At 65.9% G+C, this 22,652-nt stretch carries 19 protein-coding genes; 7 read left to right on the forward strand and 12 right to left on the reverse strand.

All coding sequences use genetic code 11. From position 1 onward, the window contains the following. Positions 1-4 precede the first annotated feature (4 nt). Positions 5-1,111, reverse strand: coding sequence for a histidinol-phosphate transaminase (hisC, locus tag AC1DDA_RS06285; protein WP_476795067.1), 1,107 nt, complete (start codon positions 1,109-1,111; stop codon positions 5-7). Positions 1,112-1,149: 38 nt separating this feature from the next. Further along, a complete protein-coding gene (locus AC1DDA_RS06290) occupies positions 1,150-1,983 on the reverse strand; it encodes a chorismate mutase (protein ID WP_476795068.1) in 834 nt (277 codons plus the stop codon). Positions 1,984-2,292: 309 nt separating this feature from the next. Between AC1DDA_RS06290 and metX the strand changes: the two genes are divergently transcribed. Together metX and metW are read left to right on the forward strand one after the other, a co-directional pair. Further along, the gene (gene metX, locus AC1DDA_RS06295; RefSeq protein ID WP_476795069.1) at positions 2,293-3,462 is read left to right on the forward strand and encodes a homoserine O-acetyltransferase MetX; all 1,170 of its coding nucleotides are present in this window, start codon (positions 2,293-2,295) and stop codon (positions 3,460-3,462) included. Positions 3,463-3,642: 180 nt separating this feature from the next. Further along, complete coding sequence (gene metW, locus AC1DDA_RS06300) at positions 3,643-4,266, forward strand: methionine biosynthesis protein MetW (protein ID WP_476795133.1); 624 nt, start codon at positions 3,643-3,645, stop codon at positions 4,264-4,266. A gap of 279 nt (positions 4,267-4,545) precedes the next feature. On the opposite strand, the gene clpB is transcribed toward metW, so the two are convergent. Beyond that, positions 4,546-7,164 carry an ATP-dependent chaperone ClpB gene (clpB, locus tag AC1DDA_RS06305; RefSeq protein WP_476795070.1) on the reverse strand — a complete coding sequence of 873 codons (2,619 nt, stop codon included), beginning with the start codon at positions 7,162-7,164 and terminating at the stop codon, positions 4,546-4,548. A 175-nt stretch (positions 7,165-7,339) separates the two neighbouring features. Between clpB and AC1DDA_RS06310 the strand changes: the two genes are divergently transcribed. Together AC1DDA_RS06310 and AC1DDA_RS06315 are read left to right on the forward strand one after the other, a co-directional pair. Beyond that, the gene (locus tag AC1DDA_RS06310; protein ID WP_441510760.1) at positions 7,340-7,648 is read left to right on the forward strand and encodes a DUF2293 domain-containing protein; all 309 of its coding nucleotides are present in this window, start codon (positions 7,340-7,342) and stop codon (positions 7,646-7,648) included. 129 nt (positions 7,649-7,777) lie between these two features. Then, the gene (locus AC1DDA_RS06315) at positions 7,778-8,563 is read left to right on the forward strand and encodes an MOSC domain-containing protein (protein WP_476795071.1); all 786 of its coding nucleotides are present in this window, start codon (positions 7,778-7,780) and stop codon (positions 8,561-8,563) included. 66 nt (positions 8,564-8,629) lie between these two features. Here the strand turns inward: AC1DDA_RS06315 and AC1DDA_RS06320 are convergent, their stop codons facing one another. The 6 genes from AC1DDA_RS06320 to otsA all read right to left on the reverse strand — a co-directional run bounded on the left by AC1DDA_RS06320 (position 8,630) and on the right by otsA (position 16,382). Beyond that, positions 8,630-9,604, reverse strand: coding sequence for a DUF4167 domain-containing protein (locus AC1DDA_RS06320; RefSeq protein ID WP_476795072.1), 975 nt, complete (start codon positions 9,602-9,604; stop codon positions 8,630-8,632). Between the two features lie 420 nt (positions 9,605-10,024). Beyond that, positions 10,025-10,864 carry a peptide chain release factor N(5)-glutamine methyltransferase gene (prmC, locus tag AC1DDA_RS06325; RefSeq protein ID WP_476795073.1) on the reverse strand — a complete coding sequence of 280 codons (840 nt, stop codon included), beginning with the start codon at positions 10,862-10,864 and terminating at the stop codon, positions 10,025-10,027. A 53-nt stretch (positions 10,865-10,917) separates the two neighbouring features. Beyond that, positions 10,918-11,169: a hypothetical protein gene (locus AC1DDA_RS06330; protein WP_476795074.1), complete on the reverse strand. Its 252-nt coding sequence runs from the start codon at positions 11,167-11,169 to the stop codon at positions 10,918-10,920. Between the two features lie 74 nt (positions 11,170-11,243). After that, positions 11,244-12,329 carry a peptide chain release factor 1 gene (prfA, locus tag AC1DDA_RS06335; RefSeq protein ID WP_476795075.1) on the reverse strand — a complete coding sequence of 362 codons (1,086 nt, stop codon included), beginning with the start codon at positions 12,327-12,329 and terminating at the stop codon, positions 11,244-11,246. A gap of 49 nt (positions 12,330-12,378) precedes the next feature. Next, on the reverse strand, positions 12,379-14,646 hold the full coding sequence (ptsP, locus tag AC1DDA_RS06340) for a phosphoenolpyruvate--protein phosphotransferase (protein WP_441510754.1): 2,268 nt from the start codon (positions 14,644-14,646) through the stop codon (positions 12,379-12,381). A 182-nt stretch (positions 14,647-14,828) separates the two neighbouring features. Beyond that, positions 14,829-16,382 (reverse strand): alpha,alpha-trehalose-phosphate synthase (UDP-forming), encoded by a 1,554-nt coding sequence (gene otsA / locus AC1DDA_RS06345; RefSeq protein WP_476795076.1) that lies wholly within the window; start codon positions 16,380-16,382, stop codon positions 14,829-14,831. Between the two features lie 279 nt (positions 16,383-16,661). Between otsA and otsB the strand changes: the two genes are divergently transcribed. Together otsB and AC1DDA_RS06355 are read left to right on the forward strand one after the other, a co-directional pair. Then, entirely contained in the window at positions 16,662-17,462 is an 801-nt protein-coding gene (gene otsB, locus AC1DDA_RS06350) for a trehalose-phosphatase (protein WP_476795077.1), read from the forward strand. A 10-nt stretch (positions 17,463-17,472) separates the two neighbouring features. Further along, positions 17,473-19,314 carry a glycoside hydrolase family 15 protein gene (locus AC1DDA_RS06355; protein ID WP_476795078.1) on the forward strand — a complete coding sequence of 614 codons (1,842 nt, stop codon included), beginning with the start codon at positions 17,473-17,475 and terminating at the stop codon, positions 19,312-19,314. An 8-nt stretch (positions 19,315-19,322) separates the two neighbouring features. On the opposite strand, the gene AC1DDA_RS06360 is transcribed toward AC1DDA_RS06355, so the two are convergent. After that, positions 19,323-19,547, reverse strand: coding sequence for a hypothetical protein (locus AC1DDA_RS06360; protein WP_441510750.1), 225 nt, complete (start codon positions 19,545-19,547; stop codon positions 19,323-19,325). A 106-nt stretch (positions 19,548-19,653) separates the two neighbouring features. Here AC1DDA_RS06360 and AC1DDA_RS06365 point away from each other — a divergent pair, with 106 nt between their 5' ends. Further along, the gene (locus AC1DDA_RS06365; protein WP_476795079.1) at positions 19,654-20,235 is read left to right on the forward strand and encodes a TetR/AcrR family transcriptional regulator; all 582 of its coding nucleotides are present in this window, start codon (positions 19,654-19,656) and stop codon (positions 20,233-20,235) included. A 7-nt stretch (positions 20,236-20,242) separates the two neighbouring features. Here the strand turns inward: AC1DDA_RS06365 and AC1DDA_RS06370 are convergent, their stop codons facing one another. After that, the gene (locus AC1DDA_RS06370; protein WP_476795080.1) at positions 20,243-21,451 is read right to left on the reverse strand and encodes a M20 family metallopeptidase; all 1,209 of its coding nucleotides are present in this window, start codon (positions 21,449-21,451) and stop codon (positions 20,243-20,245) included. A 132-nt stretch (positions 21,452-21,583) separates the two neighbouring features. Then, complete coding sequence (locus tag AC1DDA_RS06375; RefSeq protein ID WP_476795081.1) at positions 21,584-22,510, reverse strand: cation diffusion facilitator family transporter; 927 nt, start codon at positions 22,508-22,510, stop codon at positions 21,584-21,586. Between the last annotated feature and the right edge of the window lie 142 nt (positions 22,511-22,652).

A 22,652-nucleotide genomic window follows, 5' to 3' on the forward strand; every position in this document is an offset into this window, starting at 1 on the left:
TGCGTCACGCCTTGGCCGCGACGAAGTCGGCGAGCGCGGCGACGACGAGACGGTTCGCCTCCTCGGAACCGATGGTCATGCGCAGCGCGTCCGGCAGGCCATAGCCGCCGACCGCACGCAGGATGAGGCCACGTTGGGTCAGGAAGGCGTCGGCCTCCTTCGCGGTCTTGCCTGGCGTCTTCGGGAAGTGGATGAGAATGAAATTGCCGACCGAAGGCGTGACGATGAGGCCGAGCTTCTCGACCTCCGCCGTCGTCCAGGCCAGCCATTTCTCGTTGTGCTCGAGCGCGGCAGCGACATGAGCCTCGTCGGTGACGGCGGCGGCGCCCGCCTCGATCGCGGCACCATTGACGTTGAACGGGCCGCGGATGCGCTCGAGCGCATCGATGATATGAGCCGGCGCATAGATCCAGCCGATGCGCAGATTGGCGAGGCCGTAGATCTTCGAGAAGGTGCGGGTCATCACGACATTCTCGCTCTCGGCGACGAGCTCGATGCCGGAAGCGTAGTCGTTCCGGCGGACATATTCGGCATAGGCCGCGTCGAGCACGAGCAGGACATGCGGCGGCAGGCCGGCCTGCAGGCGCTTGACCTCGTCGAAGGGCAGATAGGTGCCGGTCGGGTTGTTGGGATTGGCGAGGAAGACGATCTTGGTCTTCGGCGTCACCGCGGCGAGAATGCCATCGACATCGGCGGTGTAATTTTTCTCGGGCACGATGACCGGCTTGCCACCGGCGGCGAGGATGGCGATGCGGTAAACCAGGAAGCCGTACTGGCTGTAGATGCCCTCGTCGCCCGCCCCGAGATAGGCCTTGGTGACGAGTTCGAGCAGTTCATCAGAGCCGTTGCCACAGATGATGCGCGCGGGATCGAGGCCGTAGCGGCCGGCGATCGCCTGCTTGAGCTTGGTCGACGTGCCATCGGGATAGAGTTCCAGCTTGGCGGCGAGGCCTTCGAAGGCTGCTATGGCCTTGGGGCTCGGGCCGAGCGGCGTCTCGTTGGAGGACAGCTTATGCAGTTTCACACCGGCAGGCGCAGCGGATTTGCCGGGGACGTAGGCCTCGATGTCGAGGACGCCGGGACGGGGAACGGGGCGGGAGGCGGTCGCCATGATGATTGACCTTGCAGCGGGAAGCGGTTCGGGCCCGTTCAGCGGGCAGATTTGACGGCGAAACGGGCGGCGTGGCTGCCGACCTCTGAGAAATCGCTGAGGCCGGCGGGCACAAGGGCCTCGCGGATCACGGCCTGGTCGACCTCGCCGGAGGCAGCGACCAGCAGCGACAGATGCGAGCCGTCGGCGGCGGAGGCCGAGACCTCGGCCAGATGCTCGGCGAGACCGTGTCGCAGGTTCTCGGACCAGCGCTCGACGCGGGCGGCATAGAGCACGATCTCGCGCACGGCGGCATCGGTCAGCGGCTTGGCGATGCAGTAGACCGGCGTGCCGGCGGGATGATCCGGCCGCTCGATAAAGGGCAGACGTGCGATGATCTTGGGCTTGTCCGCCCCGATCAGATCGCGCCACCAGATGCCGGCGCTGGCGCCCTGATCCATGCGGAAGATGCCGAGATCGCCGGCCGACTCGGCGACGGCGTGAATGACCGCGCGCGCATCCTCATGCGGGACGAAAGGCACGGTGAAGCCGAAATGGAAGCGGGCGGAATCACGCATTGCCGGGTCGCCGCCGGAGACATCGGCGTGGACCGAGTAGTTCGCCTGCACATAGGTGAAGGTCGCGATGATGATGCGCCAGATGCTCTCGACCGTGTCGAGTGGCAGAAGCCCCTTATGGCGCAGCGCGAGGCGCTTCATCATGTCGGCCTCGCGGCCGGGGCGGAAGGCGGAGCCGGAGGCCTGCGTCTTCTTGACCGAGATCAGCGTCTCGATGATCTGCGAGCGCTCCATCAGCAGCGCATGCATCTCGCTGTCGATGCGATCGATCTCGGAGCGCAGATCGGCGAGGGTCGTGGGGGCGGCTTCGGTCATGGCAGCAGGGTGCGCTTCTCGACGAGGACCTGTGAACCCTCACCTGAGGAGCAGCCGCAAGGCTGCGTCGCGAAGGATGCTCCAGGAGGTGCCGGAACCCGCTGGATCATCCTTCGAGACGCCGCGTTCCGCGGCTCCTCAGGATGAGGGCTTTAGGAGTTGCCACGCTCCTTAGCGCTCCCGCTACGCCTTGGCAAAGCCGGCTGCGCAGTCCCGCGTTGACAGACGCGTCAGGGCACGGCATCGCTAGGGTTCGATTTTCCGAACACTTGGACCGGCAAGACAAATCATTCTGCCGAAACGGACGATATGAGCGACCTTTCCCCCAGCTTGGCCGACCCGCTGAAGGAGGCGAACGAGCCTTCGAGCCCGGTCGCGCGCTTCGGGCCCGACACGCCGCTGCTGATGGATTGCGGCGTGGTGCTCGACCACTGGCAGATCGCCTATCAGACCTATGGTGAGTTGAATGCGTCTCGGTCGAACGCGATCCTGGTCTGCCATGCCCTGACCGGCGACCAATATGTGGCGAGCCGTAACCCGATCACCGGAAAGGGCGGCTGGTGGACCGCGATGATCGGGCCGGGCAAGCCTGTTGATACCGACCGCTTCTTCGTGATCTCAGCCAATGTGATCGGCGGCTGCACCGGCACGACCGGCCCGGCCTCGACCAATCCAGCGACGGGCAAGCCCTGGGGCCTGTCCTTCCCGGTCGTCACCATCCGCGACATGGTGCGGGCGCAAGCCGCCCTGGTCGACTCGCTTGGCATCGACACGCTGTTCTGCGTCGCGGGCGGTTCGATGGGCGGCATGCAAGTGCTGCAATGGGCGGCGAGCTATCCGGGCCGCGTGTTCTCGGCGCTGCCGCTGGCGACCGGCGCCAAGCATTCGGCCCAGAACATCGCCTTCCACGAAGTCGGCCGGCAGGCGGTGATGGCCGATCCTGACTGGCGACAGGGACGCTATCTCGAAGAGGGCACACGGCCCTCCAAGGGGCTCTCGGTCGCCCGCATGGGCGCGCACATCACCTATCTCTCCGAGCAGGCGCTGCACCGCAAATTCGGCCGCAAGCTGCAGGACCGGGAGGCGCCGACCTTCTCCTTCGACGCGGATTTTCAGGTCGAAAGCTATCTGCGCCATCAGGGCTTGAGCTTCGTCGAGCGCTTCGACGCCAATTCCTATCTCTACGTCACGCGCGCGATGGACTACTTCGACCTCGCTGCCGACCATGACGGCGTGCTGGCACGCGCGTTCACCGGCACCAAGACGCGCTTTTGCGTGGCCTCCTTCACCTCGGACTGGCTGTTCCCGACGGCTGATTCCCGGGCCATCGTGCACGCGCTGAACGCGTCCGGTGCCTCGGTTTCCTTCGTCGAGCTGGAAAGCGACAAGGGGCACGACGCCTTCCTTTTGGAAGAGCCTAATCTCTTCGCCACGACGCGCGGCTTCATCGGTGCGGCCGCCCGGGCACGGGGCCTGTGATGAGTGCCGCCCTCTGTCATTCCGGGGCGGCCCCGAAGGCCGAACCCGGAACCCACAACCGGGTGAGCCCTCTCCCGTTGCAGCTGCATAAGACCGAGCCCAGCCGTGGGTTCCGGGTTCTTCGCTACGCGAAGCCCCGGAATGACGAGGGGCGAGCCCGAGCATGACGAGCTGACCGCCATGACCCTCCCCGACAACCAGACCAACCGCATCGACCTGAAGCTCGTCGCCGAGATGGTGCAGCCGGGCACGCGCGTGCTCGATGTCGGCTGCGGCGACGGCGCGCTGCTGGCGCTGCTCGCCGAAACCCGGAGAGTCGATGCGCGCGGCATCGAACTCTCCCGCGAGGGCGTGGCCGATTGCGTGGCACGAGGGTTGTCGGTGATCCAGGGCGACGCCGACACCGACCTCGCCGACTATCCCGACGACAGCTTCGACTACGTCATCCTCTCCCAGACGATCCAGGCGACGCGCAATCCCCGGCTTGTGCTGGAGCAGATGCTGCGCATCGGCCGGCACGCCATCGTCTCCTTCCCGAATTTCGGACATTGGCGCATGCGTGGCCAGGTGTTCTTCCAGGGGCGGATGCCGGTGACAGACGCCCTGCCCTATTCATGGTGGGACACGCCCAACATCCATTTCTGCACGATCCGGGACTTCGTCGCGCTCTGCGAAGTGATCGGCGCCAAGAAGGAGCGCGCCGTCGCGCTCGACGCCGCCGGCGGCAAGGTCGGCGTCAACGCCCCCTGGTGGTTCTGGAACCTGTTCGGCGCGCAGGCCGTGTTCCTGCTGAAGCGGGGGTGAATCCTTCTCCCCATCAAAGTCGGCTGTTGCCGACTTTGACATCTTAAGCTGCCCATCTCGGGCAAGCCCGAGATGGGGCGGGAGAAGGTGGCGCGCGCAGCGCTGACGGATGAGGGCAGCGCTTCGACCAAAAGAAAAGGGCCGCTTGCGCGACCCTTCCCTCATCCGTGTGTTCTGCAGGCACCTTCTCCCCCCATCTCGGGCTTGCCCGAGATGCGCAATCTTGGGTGTCAAAGTCGGCAACAGCCGACTTTGATGGGGAGAAGGAAGCCAACCACGTCAGTTCAGCGCGACGCCCGCAGGCCGCTTCTCCTTCACGGCGGGGACCTCGCCGAGCATCAGCGAGCCCGGCCCGACGGTGACAGGCACCGTCTCGCCGTCGACGATCTCGCCGGCCAGGATGGCCTCGGCAAGAGGGTCCTGCACCGACTTCTGGATCACGCGCTTGAGCGGGCGCGCGCCATAGGCGGGGTCGTAGCCCTTGTCCGCCAGCCACTCGCGCGCCTCCTTGGAGAGCTCGAGCGTGATCTTGCGGTCGGTGAGCAGCTTCGCGAGGCGGGCCATCTGGATGTCGACGATCGCGCCCATGTCCTGCCGCCGCAGGCGGTGGAACAGGATGATGTCGTCGATCCGGTTCAGGAACTCCGGCCGGAAGGCGTGGCGGACCACCCCCATGACCTCGTCGCGAACCGCATCACTGTCCTGCCCCTCGGGCTGGTTCACCAGATACTCCGAACCGAGGTTCGAGGTCATGATGATCAGCACGTTGCGGAAGTCGACCGTGCGGCCCTGCCCGTCGGTCAGGCGTCCGTCGTCGAGAACCTGCAGCAGGACGTTGAAGACATCCGGATGCGCCTTTTCGACTTCGTCGAAGAGCACGACCTGATAGGGCCGGCGCCGCACGGCTTCCGTCAGCGCTCCGCCCTCCTCATAGCCGACATAGCCGGGAGGCGCGCCGATGAGACGGGCGACCGAATGCTTCTCCATGTATTCGGACATGTCGATGCGCACGAGCGCGCTGTCGTCGTCGAACAGGAACGCGGCCAGCGCCTTGGTCAGCTCGGTCTTGCCGACGCCCGTGGGGCCGAGGAACATGAAGGAGCCGATGGGGCGGTTCGGATCCTGCAAGCCGGCGCGCGCGCGACGGACCGCGGTCGAGACCGCTTCCACCGCCTCGCGCTGCCCGACGACGCGGGAGCCCAAGACCTCCTCCATGCGCAGCAGCTTCTCCTTCTCGCCCTCGAGCATGCGATCGACCGGCACGCCGGTCCAGCGGCTGACGACCTGCGCGACATGGTCCGGCGTCACGGCTTCTTCGACCATGCCGGTGCTCTCGCCCTTCTCCTCGATCTCGGCCAGCCGCTTCTCGAGCTGCGGGATCTCGCCATAGGCAAGCTCGCCCGCCCGCTGGTATTCGCCCTTGCGCTGGGCCTGGGCGAGCTCGTTGCGGGCGTTGTCGAGCTTGGTCTTGATCTCAGCCGCCTGCCCGAGCTTGTCCTTCTCGGCCTTCCACTTGGTGGTGATCGCGTCGGAGCGCGCCTCCAGATCGGCCAGTTCGGATTCAAGCCGCTTCAACCGCTCCTTCGAACCGGCGTCGTTCTCCTTCTTGAGCGCCTCCTGCTCGATCTTGAGCCGGACGATCTCGCGGTCGATCGAATCCAGCTCCTCGGGCTTGGAATCGACCTGCATGCGCAAACGCGCCGAGGCTTCATCGACGAGGTCGATCGCCTTGTCGGGCAGGAAGCGGTCAGTGATGTAGCGGTTCGAGAGCGTCGCGGCCGAGACCAGTGCCGAGTCGCTGATGCGGACGCGGTGGTGCTGCTCGTATTTCTCCTTCAGGCCGCGCAAGATCGAGATGGTATCCTCGACCGTCGGCTCGTCGACGAAGACGGGCTGGAAGCGCCGCGCCAGCGCGGCGTCCTTCTCGACATACTTGCGATACTCGTCGAGCGTGGTCGCGCCGATGCAGTGCAGTTCGCCGCGGGCGAGCGCCGGCTTCAGCAGGTTGGACGCATCCATCGCGCCGTCGGTTTTACCGGCGCCGACGAGGGTGTGCATCTCGTCGATAAACAGGATGACGCCGCCATCCGAGGACGAAACCTCGGTCAGCACAGCCTTCAGCCGCTCCTCGAACTCGCCGCGATACTTCGCGCCGGCGATCAGCGAGCCCATGTCGAGGGCGAGCAGTTCCTTGTCCTTGAGGCTCTCGGGCACGTCGCCATTGACGATGCGCAGGGCAAGGCCCTCGGCGATGGCGGTCTTGCCGACGCCGGGTTCGCCGATCAGGACGGGGTTGTTCTTGGTCCGACGCGACAGCACCTGGATGGTGCGGCGGATTTCCTCGTCACGGCCGATCACCGGATCGAGCTTGCCCTCACGCGCCGCAGCGGTCAGGTCGCGGGCATATTTCTTCAGCGCGTCATAGGCCTGCTCGGCGGACGCGGAATCGGCGGTGCGGCCCTTGCGGATCGCCTCGACGGCGGCGTTCAGCGCCTGCGGCGTCACGCCGGCCTTGGACAGGGCCTTGCCGGCCTCGGTGTCCTTCTCGATCGCGAGAGCGAGCAAAAGCCGCTCAACCGTGACGAAGCTATCGCCGGCCTTCTCGGCCGCTTTCTCGGCGGTGTCGAAGACGCGGGCCAAGCCCGGCGTCAGGTTGAGGCCGCCCGAGCCGCCCGACACCTTCGGCAGCTTCGCCAGCGCCTGATCGACAAGCTGCAACGCGACGCGCGACTGGCCGCCGGCCCGATCGATCAGGCCCGCCGCCATGCCTTCGTTGTCATCAAGCAACGCCTTCAGCAAATGCTCGGGCGTGAACTGCTGGTGCCCCTCCCGCAACGCGATCGTCTGCGCCGCCTGAAGAAAGCCCTTCGCACGATCCGTATATTTTTCAATGTTCATTCACATCACTCCGCCCGCGGAACGCGCCCCGTGGCGACGTGCTCCGCTGCCCTTTCATCAAGATGGGGCGCCACAATAAGCCGCCCCTCGCTCTCCAACATAGTGTGACATTGGCGCAACGGAAGAGGTGGCGAGCCACAATTGACCTGACGCAAGCGCCAGGCCCAGATCGGGCATGGCCGGGACCAAGCGACAGCAGGCGATTCGTCGGGCGTTGAGGGCGATTGCGCCTGGCATCCCGCTCTCCGACGCTGAGGCTGTAGTCACACTGGCCGAGCGGCGGCACATGAAGGACCTGCCGCCTTCGACCGCGCTCTGGCTCGCGCTCGGCAGCCATGTCCGCCACGTCCATACCGACTACGAACGCCTGCTGTCCGAAGGCTATGACCGCGACGCCGCCCGCTTCTTCGTCGCCGATGAGACCGACGCCGTGCTCGCCGGCTGGGGCTGCCAACGCTCGGTCAGCGACGGCGAAGACGACTAATGCAGCGTCGGCTATGCCCAAAACCGGTTCCCATGCCGGCGGATTGATCGAAACGGATACAAGATTTGATCTGTCAGGACGGCGTGGCAAGGCTATGGTCCGCCATCTTTTGCCTGCTCAGGTCGGACCATGCGCATCGAAACGCTCTATCGCTACCCTGTGAAAGGCCTCTCGCCGGAGCCGCTTCAGCGCGCCGACCTGCCCACCGAAGGCTATTTTCCCGGCGACCGGCTGTTCGCCATCGAGAACGGCCCCTCCGGCTTCGACCCGGCCGAACCTCTGCATCAGCCGAAGATCAAATACCTGATGCTGATGCGCAACGAGTCGCTGGCCCGGCTGCGCAGCCGCTATGACGATGCGAGCGGAGATCTCGTCATCCACGAGGGAGGCCGGGAAGTGCTGCGTGCAGCGACCGCCAGTGATGACGGCAGGGCAGCGATCACGCGCTTCTTCGAGGGCTTCATGCCCGACGAGCTGCGCGGCGAACCGAAACTGCTGACGGCGCCCTCGACCTATCGCTTCACCGATTCCCGTTCCGGCTTCGTCTCGATCATCAATCTCGCCAGCGTTGCCGATCTCGAAAGACGCCTCGGGCGGCCAGTCGATCCGTTGCGCTTCCGCGGCAATCTGATGGTGAGCGGTCTCGAGCCCTGGGCAGAGAACGAGTTGGTTGGCCGCGATCTCGACGGGCCGGATGGCCTGCGGCTGCATGTGATCAAGCGGATCGAGCGCTGCGCGGCGACCAATGTCGACCCGGAGACCGGCGCGCGCGACATGCAGATCCCGAAGGCGCTGATGCAGAACTACGGCCATGTCGATTGCGGCATCTATTGCCGCATCGTCGCCGGCGGGAGCCTACAGGCAGGCGACGTGCTGACGCCGGCGGAAGCGACGGTCGAACTCGGCATCGCCTGAGAGCGCAGACCAATAAAAAAGGGCCCTTGCGGGCCCTTTTTCAAAGCTGTCAGCAAGCTCCGCCACTCACTCGGCGGAACCATCCGTCTCAGAACCCAACGCGTCCATGACCTCGCGCGGCGAGCGGCGACGGCGGGTGCGCTTGGGCGCCGCCTCCGCAGCGACTTCCGCAGCCGCCTCAACCGGAGCCGCCACCGGCTCGGCCGGGGCTGCCTCGACCGGCTCCGGCGCCGAGACGCGCACGGGGTTGGTCAGGAAGGACGGCAGGGCCGCGGCGACATCCTCGCCCGCATCCGCCTCGATCTCGCGCTCGCGGCGCGGACGACGCTCGCGCTGGGGACGCTCGGCCCGCTCGAAGCGGCGCTCGCCCTGAGGCTGCTCGGGAGCAACCTCGGCCGAGCCCTCGCCGGCGACCGGGATATCGGAACGCGGCGCGTCGGGGCGCGGTGCGTAGCCGCCCGGAGCGCCCTGATTGCCTTCCGCATTCCGATCAAAACGGCGCTCGCCGCGGTCCTGGCGGTCGAAGCGGCGGTCGTTGTTGAAACGCTCGCGGCGATTCTGGCGATCGAAGCGCTGGCCGCCTTGCTGCTGGCCCTCGCCGCCCTCGCCCTCAGCCCGCTGGCCGCCATGGCCGTTGTAGCCGTTGGGGCCGACATAGCCGTTCTGCCCACGAATCTCGGGCTGCGGCCCGGTGCCGGGCTGGAACGACATGGCCTCCTCGTCGCCCTCCTCGTCACCCTCATCCGCATCCTCGACGAAGGCGCGGTTCGGCGGGAAGGAATGGCCGAACTGCTGGGCCATCTGCTCCTGCGCCGCTAGCAGGATGCGATAATAATGCTCGGCATACTGGAAATAGCTCTCGGCCGCGACCGTATCCCCAGAAGACTGGGCGTCGCGCGCAAGCTGCAGATATTTCTCGGCGACATTCTGCGCCGTGCCCCGGACCTTTACGTCCGGACCGTTGGATTCGTAGCTACGTTGCAGCGGATTTGGAGATTTGCGATTGCCGTTGTTGTTGCCGTTATTGTTACGGCCGCGCATACGCCGGTTCTGACCTGGTCTCATTCGCGTCTGTCTCGCGCTTCTGTGCTCAAAGCAACCGTGGTGCCGTCATACGCGTTGCGACACACAGCGGGTTGCGACGCTGTGCCGGACTGAGTTGACCCGAAGGGGCGATACGCCGTTTCTGGTCTTCACGCGCTCTTTTCCAAAACGGGGCTCCGCCCCAAAAGGGGCCTCAACCCCATGAGCCGATCGGCGCCACGCGCCTTCGGGGCTCCACCCGGCTTGTCAGCTGCATCGCCTCAGGAACATGCCTGCAAACGATGCCGAACTCGAGCAAATCCTGCAAAAACGGAAACTGCCCTGAGGCCCGGCTCTGACGCCACCAGCTTCGGCTGAATGCTGCATAGCGGCTTTTGACTGCTTCTCCAAGCGAAATCAACCAAAAGCCCGTGCATTTCAGGCGAGCGCGAAGATCAGCGCCCGCTCATGCCCTCCCAGATCGTTCCGGCTGCCGCGGAATTCAAGCCCACCGGCGCGCATCAGCGCGATGACGTCGGGGCCCTGCCCGGCACCGATTTCAAAGACGACCAGGCCGCCGGGTGCCAGCAAAGCGGGCAAGGACCGAGCAAGGATGCGATAGGGCCCGAGCCCGTCTTCACCGCCATCGAGCGCCAACAACGGGTCATGCTCTCGCACCTCGACGGACAGGCCGGCGATCTCTGACGAGGGGATATAGGGCGGGTTGGACAGGATCATGTCGAAGCGGCCGCCCAGCCCTTCCGTCCAGTTGCCTCGCCGGAAGCTCGCACGCGCGGCCACTCCGTTCAGCTCGGCGTTGCCGGCCGCCGTGAGGATAGCCTCTTCCGACAGATCGATCCCGATGCCCGTCGCCAGCGGCAGCTCGCTCAGCAGCGCGATCAGCAAGCAGCCGGTGCCGGTTCCGAGATCGAGCAGCTTCAGGGCCTCGCCCCGGCGATCGGCCAGTTCCCTCAAGGCGGCTTCGACGATGGTCTCGCTGTCCGGCCGCGGCTCCAGTGTGGCGGGCGACAGCCGAAATGCGAGGCCCCAGAATTCGCGTTCGCCGAGAATGCGCCAGACAGGCTCGCCCGATATCCGCCGCAGCGCAAAGTCGCGCAGCCTGGCAAGCGCCTGCGGCGGGAAAGCCATGTCGGGATCCGGATTCTCGACTCCCAGGCTTCCCTCGACAAGGAGGCGGGCGTCGAGCCCTGCACTCGGAGAACCAGACTGGATCAGGCGCCGCGCAAGGAAACGCCGCGCTTCCCTGACGGTCGGCACGGCGCCCTCCCCTGACCAATCGATCGCCGAAGCGCTCGGGTTCGCGCGGTCGATCAGCTGTTGCCCTGCATCTTCTGGTCGATGCACAGCTTCATCTTGGTATTGATCGAGGCCTTGCTCTCGCGCGCCCCCTTCATCTCCATCTGGCAAGCCTTGCGCGCCTGCGACTGGGTCATTGCCCCCTGCAAGGCCGCCGGCGGACCGGAGGTGACTTTCCGAAGCGCCTTCTCCTGCGCCTGCGAGGCTCCGCTCATCGCCAGCGCCATCAGGCCGGCCATCGCTACCGTGGACATCGTCTTGATCATGGGAGGATCCCCCCTTTGCTGGTGTCAACACATCACCAACGTGGAGGGGGCGATTTGGTTTCATCGCCACGGGCTTACGCCGCTCCTTCCTCTGCCAGGAGCTTTGCCTGATGCTCGGCGGTCAGGGCATCGACGATCTCGTCGAGCACCAAGCCCTGCATCATTTCGTCGAGCTTATAGAGCGTCAAGTTGATCCGATGGTCGGTGACGCGACCTTGCGGGAAATTATAGGTGCGGATGCGCTCCGAGCGATCGCCCGAGCCGACCTGCGAACGCCGGTCCGCCGAGCGCTCGGCATCGATGCGCAGGCGCTCCATGTCGTAGAGCTTGGCGCGCAGCAGTTCATAGGCCCTGGCCTTGTTCTTGTGCTGAGAGCGCTCGTCCTGAACCAGCACGACCGTATTTGTCGGAATATGGGTGAGGCGCACCGCCGATTCCGTCTTGTTGACGTGCTGCCCCCCGGCGCCGCCGGAGCGCAGCGTGTCGACCCGGATATCGCCATCGTTCAGCACGACGTCGACATCACTCGCGAGCGGCAGGGTCGCGACCGTTGCAGCGGAGGTATGGATGCGCCCGCTCGCCTCGGTATCCGGCACGCGCTGGACACGGTGAACGCCGGATTCGAATTTGAGCCGGGCATAGACGCCGCGGCCGTTGATCTCGGCGATGGCTTCCTTGTAGCCGCCGACGGTTCCCTCGCTTTCCGAAAGCATGTCGACGCTCCAGCCCTTCTGGGCGGCATAGCGCTGATACATGCGCAGCAGATCACCGGCGAAGAGCGAAGCTTCGTCCCCCCCGGTTCCCGCCCGGATTTCAATGATGACGCCGCGCTCGTCGGCGGCGTCCTTCGGCAGCAGCGCGATCAGGATCTCGCGGCCACGCACTTCGATCTCGGCGCGGGCGGCATCGCGCTCCTCATAGGCGAGATCGCGGAATTCCGGGTCGGTAGCGGGATCTGCGATCAGGCCCTCCGCCTCCTCCAGCGAGACCTGAGCCTGGCGCCAGGACGCGATCGCTGCAACGACGGGATCGAGCTCCGAGAGTTCCTTCGCCAGTTCGACGGTTCGGACCGGATCGCTCGCATGGTTGATCTCGTCCATCGTGGCGGCATGACGCGCCACGATGGTGTCGAGACGATCCTGAGGAAGCTGAAGGGACATTGGATAACTCTGCGAATGACGAGAAGGCCGGGTGTGCGAGCGAGCGTCGCTAGACCGGGACCTTGAATTCAGCCGCGAAGGCGGCGAGGTGCGGGCGCAGGCTGGCGGCTCCTTCCGGCGAGGCGAGCATCCAGTCCATGCGTTCGCGGAGCTTGCGGACGTCGAGCGCACGCAGCATCGCCTTGACCGGGCCGACCGAGGCGGCCGACATCGAGAAACCGCGATAACCCAGACCGATCAAGGCCATCGTCTCGAGCGGCTTGCCACCCATCTCGCCGCAGACCGTCACCGGGCAGTCGGTTTCCGACGCCGCATCGATGATCCGGCGCAGCGCCCTCAAGGCTCCGACACCGAGCGGATCGAAGCGATCCGCCACGCGTTTGTTCTCGCGGTCGGCGGCAAAGAGGAACTGCATCAGGTCGTTCGTGCCGATCGAGAGGAAATCGGCCTCGCGGGCGATTTCCGGCAGCTCGAACAGAAGCGAAGGCACTTCCACCATCACCCCGACGCGCAGATCATGCGGCGGAGCGACGCCCTGTTTCTCCAGCATTGCCTGCTCGCGGCGGATGATCATGCGGGCGCGGCGGAACTCGTCCGTCGTCGCGACCATCGGCAGCATGATCTTGAGATCGCGCCCGGCTCCGGCACGCAGCATCGCGCGCAACTGCGCCCTGAGCAGGCGGGGCTTGTCGAGCCCGATGCGAATCGCCCGCCAGCCGAGCGCCGGATTCTCCTCCTCGACCCGCTCCATATAGGGCAACACCTTGTCGCCGCCGATATCGAGCGTGCGGAAGGTCACGGAGCGCTCGCCAGCCGCATCCAGCACCGCCGTATAGAGCGCCTGCTGCTCGGCGGTGGTCGGCATATGCTGTGCCACCATGAACTGGAGCTCGGTGCGGAACAGGCCGATGCCGGACGCCGCCGTCGCCTCGATATTCGGCATGTCGACGATCAGGCCGGCATTGATCTGCAGCGTGATCGCGACGCCATCCCTGGTCGCCGCCGGCAGCTCCTTGAGCTTCTCGTACTGCTTCTGCTTGCGGGCACGCAGCCGGGCCTTGTCCTTGTAGGCGTTCTCGACATCCGGCTGCGGGCGGATCTGCACCTCGCCCGCCTGGCCGTCGACGATGATGGCGTCTCCCGCCTGGACGAGCGCAGTCGCATTCGCGACCTCTCCGACTGCGGGAATGCCGAGCGCGCGGGCAACGATGGCGATGTGACTGGTCGGGCCGCCTTCTTCCAGGACGAGGCCGCGCAGATGCGCGCGCTCATAGTCGAGCAGAGCGGCCGGCCCCATGGAGCGCGCGACGAGGATCGCGTTCTCGGGCAATTGCTCATGCGCAACGCCATTGGCCTTGCCCAGCAGGGTGCGCAGCAGCCGGTTGGCGAGATCGTCCAGGTCATGCAGCCGTTCCCGCAGATAGGGGTCGGTCTGGCGCAGCATCTTCGCGCGGGTGTCGGACTGGACGCGCTCCACTGCCGCCTCGGCAGTCAGACCGGTCATCACGACTTCGCGCATCCGGCGCAGCCAGCCCTGGTCATGGGCGAACATGCGGAAGGTTTCGAGAACGTCGCGATGCTCGCCGGTGTGAGCGACGTCGCCCCGCTCGATCAGTTCGTCGATCGATGCGCGCATCTCGCCGATCGCGGCTTCGAGGCGGCCGACCTCCGCAGCCGGATTCTCGGCAATGAGGTTGCTGATGGCGACGCGGGGCTCATGCAGCACCGCATGGCCAAGCCCGACGCCGTCAGCCAGGATCACGCCGACACTGTGGATCGGCCGGTCGAGACCGATGGAGGCCCCGGGCGCTGCCAGCGACTTCAACCCGCCGGCCGCGATCATCTCCGCCATCAGCATGGCGGTGGTCTGGAGGCTCTCGACCTCCTCTTCGGAATAGATGCGCGAGGCGCGGTTCTGGATGACGAGCACGCCCATCACGGCGCCGCCACGCAGGATCGGCACGCCGAGGAAGGAGCGATAAACCTCTTCGCCCGTCTCGGGCCGGTAGGAGAAGGAGGGATGCGCCTGCGCATCCGAAAGCGCCAACGGCTCAGCCTCGCTCGCGATCAGACCGACGAGGCCTTCGCCCGCGCGCATGGTCGTGAGGTGAACCGCCTCCCGGTTGAGGCCCTCGGTGGCGTAAAGCTCGAGCGAGCCGTCCTCGCGCAGAACGTAGACGGAGCAGACCTCCGCGACGAGGTTGCCGGCGATCAGGACGACGAGCCGATCGAGCCGCTCCTGCGGGCTGATCGATGCGGCCATGACCTCGCGGAGGCGGCGCAACAGAACGCCCGGTCCTCCGAGAGCACCTCGCATCGATCTCAGCCCTCCGCCCGCCTCCTCAGCCATCGACGATACGATGCCTGTCCGACCCGAGTCGCCCAACCCGGCCATGCTGCCTTCTAGCGACCAAAGACCTTATTCGGCAAGGGCTGTGAACAGGCCTTGGAACATCCCCCCAAGATTTCGACCGTCTTCGTCGCGATTGAGCCAAGGTCTCATGGTCGAACCACCGCCAGATGAGACGCCGCGAGGGCCTCCGGCTTCCGCGGTGATTCTTTCGAGACCTTGCGGCTCTTGCCATCCTGGGACGGCCGCTTCGTGATGACGGCGGTCCGCGCAGGGCGCCGGGTCCCGGTCCTCGGTTTCTCGCGCTCGGCTTCCACGCCCGGCACGCCAGCACGGCCCGTCAATGCGTCGAGATATCGCTGCGTCCACCAATCGATGTCCGCAGCGGCGATCGTAGTGTAAAGCGCCTCGAAGCGGCGGATGCGCTCGGTCTTAGGCATAGCGAGCGCGGTGCGGATCGCGTCCGCCACCTCATGGGCATCATAGGGATTGACGATCAGCGCCTCGCGCATCTGCTGGGCGGCGCCGGCGAAGCGCGAGAGGACGAGGACACCCGGATCCGCGGGATTCTGGGCCGCGACATATTCCTTGGCGACGAGGTTCATCCCGTCCCGCATCGGGGTGACGAGCCCAACCTCCGCGCGGCGATAGAAGCCGGCGAGCGCATTGCGGGAATATGCCTTTTTCACCACCCGGATCGGCGTCCAGTCGAACTCGCCGAGCTGGGCGTTCAGCCTGCCCGCAACCTCGTCGGAAAGGCGGTCCAGCTCGGCATATTCGGGCACGTCGCTGCGCGAAGGCGGGGCGATCTGCAGGAGGCTCACCTTGCCGCGATGCTCGGGATGGCTGCGCAGGAACTCTCCGAACGCCTCGAGACGCTGCACGATGCCCTTCGAATAGTCGAGCCGATCGACGCCAACGACGAGCTTGCGCTCACCGAGCGATTCCCGCGTGGCCCGCAGCGGTGTCGGCGCCTGACGCGTCGAGGCCGTGGCGAGGCGGCGGAACCCCTCGACGTCGATGCCGATCGGGAAGGCTTGCACCTCAGTCTCGCGCGTACCGACGCGCACGCGCTGCCCGTCGCGGCGCCCGCCGCACAGCGCCTCCAGCCCGCCGATCAGGTTGCGGACATCGAGCTCCGTCTGCATCCCGACCAGATCATAGGCGGCGATGGTGCGGATCAGTGTCCCGCTGAACGGCAAGGCCCCGATCACATCGGCCGAGGGCCACGGGATATGGTGGAAATAGCCGATGCGGTTGGTCACACCGCGCCGGCGCAGTTCCGCCGCCAGCGGGATCAGATGATAATCGTGGATCCAGATGACGTCGTCGGGCTGGATGAGACTCGCCAGCGCCCGGGCGAAGCGGCGATTGACGCCGAGATAGCCCATATAATCGCTGCGCTGGAAATCGGTCAGCCCGAGCCGGTAATGCATCAGAGGCCAGAGAGCCCGGTTCGAAAAGCCGAGATAGTAGCTCTGCCGCTCGGCCTCGCTGAGGTCGGTCACGGCATAGGTCACGTTGCCGCGCTGGATCTGCCGGACGTCATGGACCGCCGCGTCGCTGACGCCGCCGCTCCAGCCGAACCAGAGGCCACCATGCTGCTCGAGCGCCTCGCGCAGCGCCACCGCCAGCCCGCCCGCCGTCGCCTTTTCCTGACGATCGGGGATGGTGACGCGGTTCGAAACGACAATGAGACGCATAGCGACGAATTTCTCCAGGAGGGCCGCCCGATTTTTGCCATCGGCGGCAGGAACAGAACGCTCAGGCAAGCGTAATGTTTCCGGGGTGCAGGGCTGGCCGCATGGCGAAGCGGTGGCGGTGCTGCGATGAAATCGTGATCGCCACTATCGGGCGAACAGTAAAATGAGACAACCCCGATGACGATTTTTCCGCGCTGGTAGCCGCCCGCCGGCCATGAGAAAGGATTGCCAGCGAGGACAGCCGTTCTTCTGCCGTCTTCCCTGCCCAAATAGAAAGCGATGACGACATTGATCGAACCGGAAACTGTCCACAGCACCCGTGATATCGCTACGAAGGCGGAGCAGATCGCGCTGTTCCTGGATTTCGACGGAACACTGGTCGAGATCGCGCCCTCCCCCGAGGATGTCCAGCTCGACCGGCGCGTCGCCCCGGCGCTGGAAAGCCTGCGCAGCCAGCTTGGCGGCGCGCTGGCCCTGGTCTCGGGGCGCCCGATCGCCTTTCTCGACGAGATGCTGGCACCTTACCGCTTCGACATCGCCGGGTTGCACGGCGCCCAGATTCGGATGGGGGGCGAGCTCCGCTCCCAATCCGCCCCCCCCGAACACATGCGGGAGGCGGTGCGTGACCTCGTGCGTTTCGCCAATAGCCATGTCGGCATCATCGTCGAGGACAAGCGGATTTCGGCAGCGCTGCACTGGCGGCTTGCGCCCGAGCTCAAGGACGAGGCGCTGGATCTGATGCGAAAGGCCGCTGCGAAGCTTGGGCCCGGCGTGCGCCTCCAGGAGGGCAAGTCCGTCGCTGAGCTGGTTCCGGCAGGCGCGAGCAAGGGCAGCGCCATCGCCTGGCTGATGGCCACGCCGGCCTATGCCGGCCACCGCCCCGTCTTCATCGGCGACGACATCACCGACGAGGATGGCTTCGAGACCGTCAACGCCATGGGTGGGCTTTCGATCCGGATCGGCGCGGATCGAGAGAGCCTGGCGACGATCCGCCTCGCCTCGCCGACCGCCTTGCGGCATATCCTGCTCGAAGCCGCCGAGAATGGCGGCCTGACCGCCTCCAGTTTTTCCCAGAACTAAGGGCCTAGCCATGAGCGCAACGACCACGGCTGCGGGGCAGCACTCCGCCTCGCTCGACCTCGGCGTGATCGGCAATTGCTCGATCGCCGCGCTCATCGACCGACGCGCCCGCATCGTCTGGGGCTGCTTCCCGCGTTTCGACCGCGATCCGGTGTTCTGCTCGCTGATCAACAACAAGGCCGATGACGGCAATGATGAGCTCGACAAGGGCTTCTTCGCCATCGAGCTCGTCGGCATGACGCGCTGCGAGCAGGGCTATCTCGACAACACCGCGATCCTCTCCTCCGTGCTGTCGGACGATCAGGGCAACGCCATCGAGATCCTCGATTTTGCGCCGCGCTTCGTGCGCTACGAGCGCTTTTTCCGTCCGCCGCAGCTCGTGCGCCGCGTGCGCCGCATCTCGGGCCGTCCGCGCATCCGCGTACTGCTCAAGCCCTGCCTCGGCATCGGAGAAGAGCCCGACGAGATCACCCGCGGCTCCAACCATATGCGCTTCGTTGGCGCCGACCAGACGATCCGGCTGACGACGAATGCGCCGATCTCCTATGTGATGGAGAGCACGCCCTTCGCCGTGGATCAGACCTATTCCTTCGTCATTGGCTCGGACGAGGCGCTGCGCGCGGAAATCGAAACAGCATCACGCGAATTCCTCGACAAGACGACCGATTACTGGCGCGACTGGGTGCGCTCGCTCTCGATCCCGTTCGAGTACCAGAAAGAGGTGATCCGCGCGGCGATCACGCTCAAGCTCTGCTCCTTCGAGGAGACCGGGGCCATCGTCGCGGCACTGACCACCTCGATTCCGGAGGCGCCTGGCACGCAACGTAACTGGGACTATCGCTATTGCTGGCTGCGCGACGCCTATTTCGTCGTCCATGCGCTGAACCGGCTCGGCACGACGCGGACGATGGAGGATTATCTCGGCTTCATCACCAATATCGTCGACACCTTCTCGGAGAGCGGCGCCGAGCACCTGCCGCCGCTCTACCCGATCACGCGCGGCGGCACGCTGATCGAGTTCGAGGCCACGAACCTTTCAGGCTATCGCGGGCACCAGCCGGTGCGCTTCGGCAACGGCGCGGCGGTGCAGATCCAGAACGACGGCTACGGCGCGGTTGTGCTGGCGGCGACGCATTCCTTCTTCGACCGTCGCCTGATCCAGCCCGGCAAGGATACGCTGTTCAGCCAGCTCGAACGGATGGGCGAGCTGGCGATCTCCGTGTTCGACAAGCCCGATGCCGGCCCCTGGGAGCTGCGCGAGAAGGAAGCCGTGCACTCCTTCTCCAGCGTGATGTGCTGGGCGGCCTGCGACAGGCTCGCCCGCATCGCCGGCACGCTCGGGCGCGCCGATCGCAAGGAATACTGGAAGGGCGAGGCGAAGCGGCTCAAAACCATCATCGCCGAGCAGATCTGGAACGGCGAGAAAGGTCATTTCGTCTCGACCTTCGACGGTCAGGAACTCGACGCGACGCTGCTGCTCCTCGCCGAGATCGGCTTCGTCAAGCCGGATGACGCCCGCTTCATTGCCACCGTCGAGGCGATTGGCCGCGACCTGAAGCGCGGCGACCTGCTGCTGCGCTACGCGGTACAGGACGATTTCGGCTACATGCACACCGGCTTCCTGATCTGCGCTTTCTGGTATGTCGATGCGCTGAATGCGATCGGGCGCAGCGAGGAGGCCAAGGAGCTGTTCGAGCGCATCCTGAAGCGGCGCAACAGCTTCGGCCTGCTTTCGGAGGATGCCGACCTCGAAACCGGCGAGCTCTGGGGCAATTTCCCGCAGACCTATTCGATGGTCGGGCTGATCAACTGCGCGATGCGCCTCAGCCGAGACTGGGAAGAGGCGTTCTGAGCCATGCTTCAGCGGGGCGAACCGAAACGGAACGCGATCGGGATCACACCGTAGACCATCGCCAGCACCATCGGCGGCACGGCCAGGGCCGTGACGCCAAGCGTCGGCCACCCCTGCGTCAGCGGCGCGAGCAAAGCCAGCAGGAGATTGATGGCGCCATAGGCGCCGGCAGTCGCAACCGCCAGGAAGCGCAGGCGTGCCGCAAGGCGCGAGAAGGAAGAAGGCGTGCCCATGTGATGGCCTTATTCATAACGAAACGGACCGTTTCGATTGGTTGATCTAAACGGTCCGTTTCGTTATGTCAAGGAGAGACCGCGAAGCGACAAGGACGGGATTGCAATGGAACCGCACGTGAAGCGGCGTGCCTCGATCGGCGCGCGGCGCAGCCCCGAGACGGAGGCGGCCGTGAAGGCGGCAGCGCGGGATCTGCTGGCGGAGAAGGGCTATGCCGGCTTCTCGATCGAGGAGGTCGCCCGCCGTGCCGGCGCCGGCAAGCCGACGATCTACCGCTGGTGGCCGAACAAGGCCGATCTGTTCATTGACGTCTACGGCGCGGAAAAGGACGCCGCGATCCCCGTGCCCGACGAGGGCTCATTGCGCGCCGACCTTCTGCGCTACACCAGGGATCTCTGGCGGTTCTGGCGCGAGGATACGGCGGGGCGCGTCTTCCGGGGTTTGATCGCCGAGGCTCAGAGCAGCGAAAGCGCGCTCGCCGCGCTGCGCTTCAAGTTCATGCCGGAGAGGCTGGCGGCGCCACGGCAGATGTTCGTGCGCGCCGCCGAGCGCGGCGAGTTCGCGCCTGAGGAGATCGACGACCGGCTCGAGCTCTGGGTCGGCTTCAACTGGCTGCATGTGCTGACCGACCGGCTGAGCGAGGACGAGCCTTCGCTCAGCCGCAAGATCGATCTGCTCTGCCGCTGAACCGCTCTCAGCCGACCTTCGCGGCAGCGCGCATCACGGCAAGCGCCAGCACCTGCGCCGCCGGGACCAGGCTCTCGACCTCCAGGAACTCGTCCGGCGTATGGGCCATGCCGCCGATCGGCCCGACGCTGCACAAGGTCGGAGTGCCCTGCGCGGCGGTGAAGCCTGAATCGGCGCAACCGCCGGTGAATTCCGCGGTCACCCCGATGCCGAAAGCGCCCGCGGCCTCGCGATAGACGTCGTAAAGCGCGGCCGATTCCGATGAACGCTCCAGCGGCAGGAACTCGCCCTTGATCGAGAGCACGGCGCTGGTGCCCGGCACCTGCGGCGCCTCGACGATCGCCTTGATCTTGCCGACCATCTCGTCGCGCTGGGCAGCGGTGACATAGCGCAGATCGATCTCGCACCAGGCGTGCGGGGCGATGGTGTTGACGGTCTGGCCACCGCCGATCAGCCCGACATTGACGGTGACGCCCTTCTCCAGATCGGTGAGGCCCTGGAGTTGCGGGATCTTGTGGCCGAGATCGACGATGGCCGAGGCGCCCTTCTCGTAATTCGCGCCGGAATGGGCGGGTTTGCCGGTGAATTCGGCGCGCATGAAGACGCCGCCCTTGCGGCCGCTGGTGACCGACTGCTTGTGGTCCCTGGCGAAATCGGTTCCGGCAGGCAGCCGGCTGGGCTCGGCATTGAAGACGCAGCGCGACTCGCGCGCCGCTTCCTCGATCACCGGCCGGGAGGACGGCGAGCCGATCTCCTCGTCGCTGGTCGTCAGCATCATGAGCGGCGAGGCCAGGCCGCCGCATTCTGAAAACGCCGCGGCGACGAAGGCCGAGATCACGATGCCGCCCTTCATGTCGGCGACGCCCGGCCCATAGGCGCGCGCGCCCTTGATCGTGAACGGCCTGCGCGTCGGTTCGCCCTGCGGGAAGACGGTATCGCGATGGCCGAGCAGCAGCACGGGTCGCTGGTCATTGGCTGTCGGATTGCGCAGGCGCGCCTTGACGGCATCGCCGAAGCGGGCGTCCGGCAAAGCCTCGACGTCGAGCCCGTTCGCCTTGTGGAAGCGCGCGACGACCTCTCCTGCCCGGTCGACGCCGGCCTTGTCGTAGGAGCCCGAGTCGGTATCGACCAGTTCGCGCAACAGCGCGACCATGCCTTCCTTGCGGCTCGCCAGCCACTCCGTGACCTTCTGCTCCTCGGGGGTCAAAGCGCTCATCGGCTCACTCGCATTCGTTCCGGATGGGACAATGCCGGTCAGCTTATAGGCTGGGCCTTTCGCGGCAACGGCAAACCGCAGCGGAGATCCCATTCACCGCGCGCATGCCAGCCGGGCGCCGCCGAGACGGGCTCAATCGGCCCATTCGGGATCTGTGGTGAAAACGATGGTGAGCCAGCGGTCAGGCGTATCGTCCCCGATCGCCTCGCCGATCTCATCGCGGATCCGGTCCCATTCCTCCAGCTTCTTCGCCGGCCCGTCCTTGGGCACGATGAAATAGAGCTCGATCTGCCGTCCGCGGCCGACCCGCGCGACATAGGAGCGGTAGGTGGCAAAGCCGTAGCGACGGACGATGTCCTCCGCGACGCTGTCGGCATGGCGCTTCAGATCGGCCGGCGTTACCAGCAGAATGTCGGCGAGGGCCTGCTTGATCGTTCCGATCGGCATGGGGATCACGACGATGCAGACCAGCGCGAGCGCGACCGGATCGACATAGGGCAGCATCCAGGCGAACCGCGTCCCCTGGATCGCGTAACCGAAGACGAAGGCGACGAGCAGCGCGCCACTGAGGCCGCCCGACATCGCCCATGCCTTGGCATCCAGCGCGACGAAGTTCGAATGGAGGTCCCGGTTGGCCCGCTTGCCGTAAACCGCCATGGCGAAGGCGATCAACATCGTCAGCACCGCATAGACGATGGCGTAATCGAAGGCGAGATGCCGCCCACCGGCCATGATGCTGCCGATCGCGTTGATCAGCGCATAGATCCCTGCTCCCGTCAGGAGGATGCCGTTGAGGCCGAGGACCATTGGCTCCAGGTGCCAGAAGCCCATGGTGAAGTGCTTGACCAGCCTGCCGCCGACAGCGCCGTCAGCCGTCGAGGACGTGATCAGATTGGCGACCAGCAGCGCGACGATCGTCATGGTCGCGTCCGTCAGAGCGTAGACGCCGTCGAAGACGATCGCGAAGGAGCCGGAGAGGAGGCCGAAGGCAATGCCCGCCGCTGCGAGGAGGAAGGTGACGGCGATCGAGACGCGCAGAACGTTTTGCTCTGTGTTCACGGAGTTGGCCCTTCGCTCCGCCGCCCTCCCCGGACGCTACAGGCCGGGCGGCCGAAATGCCATTCCCCCACATTGGACGTGAGGCCGTGCCGCCTAATAAAAAAGGCCCGCCTGCGAGGCAGGCGGGCCTTTTCCTATCTCG

This window comes from Allobosea sp. 10N428 (genome assembly GCF_056394545.1).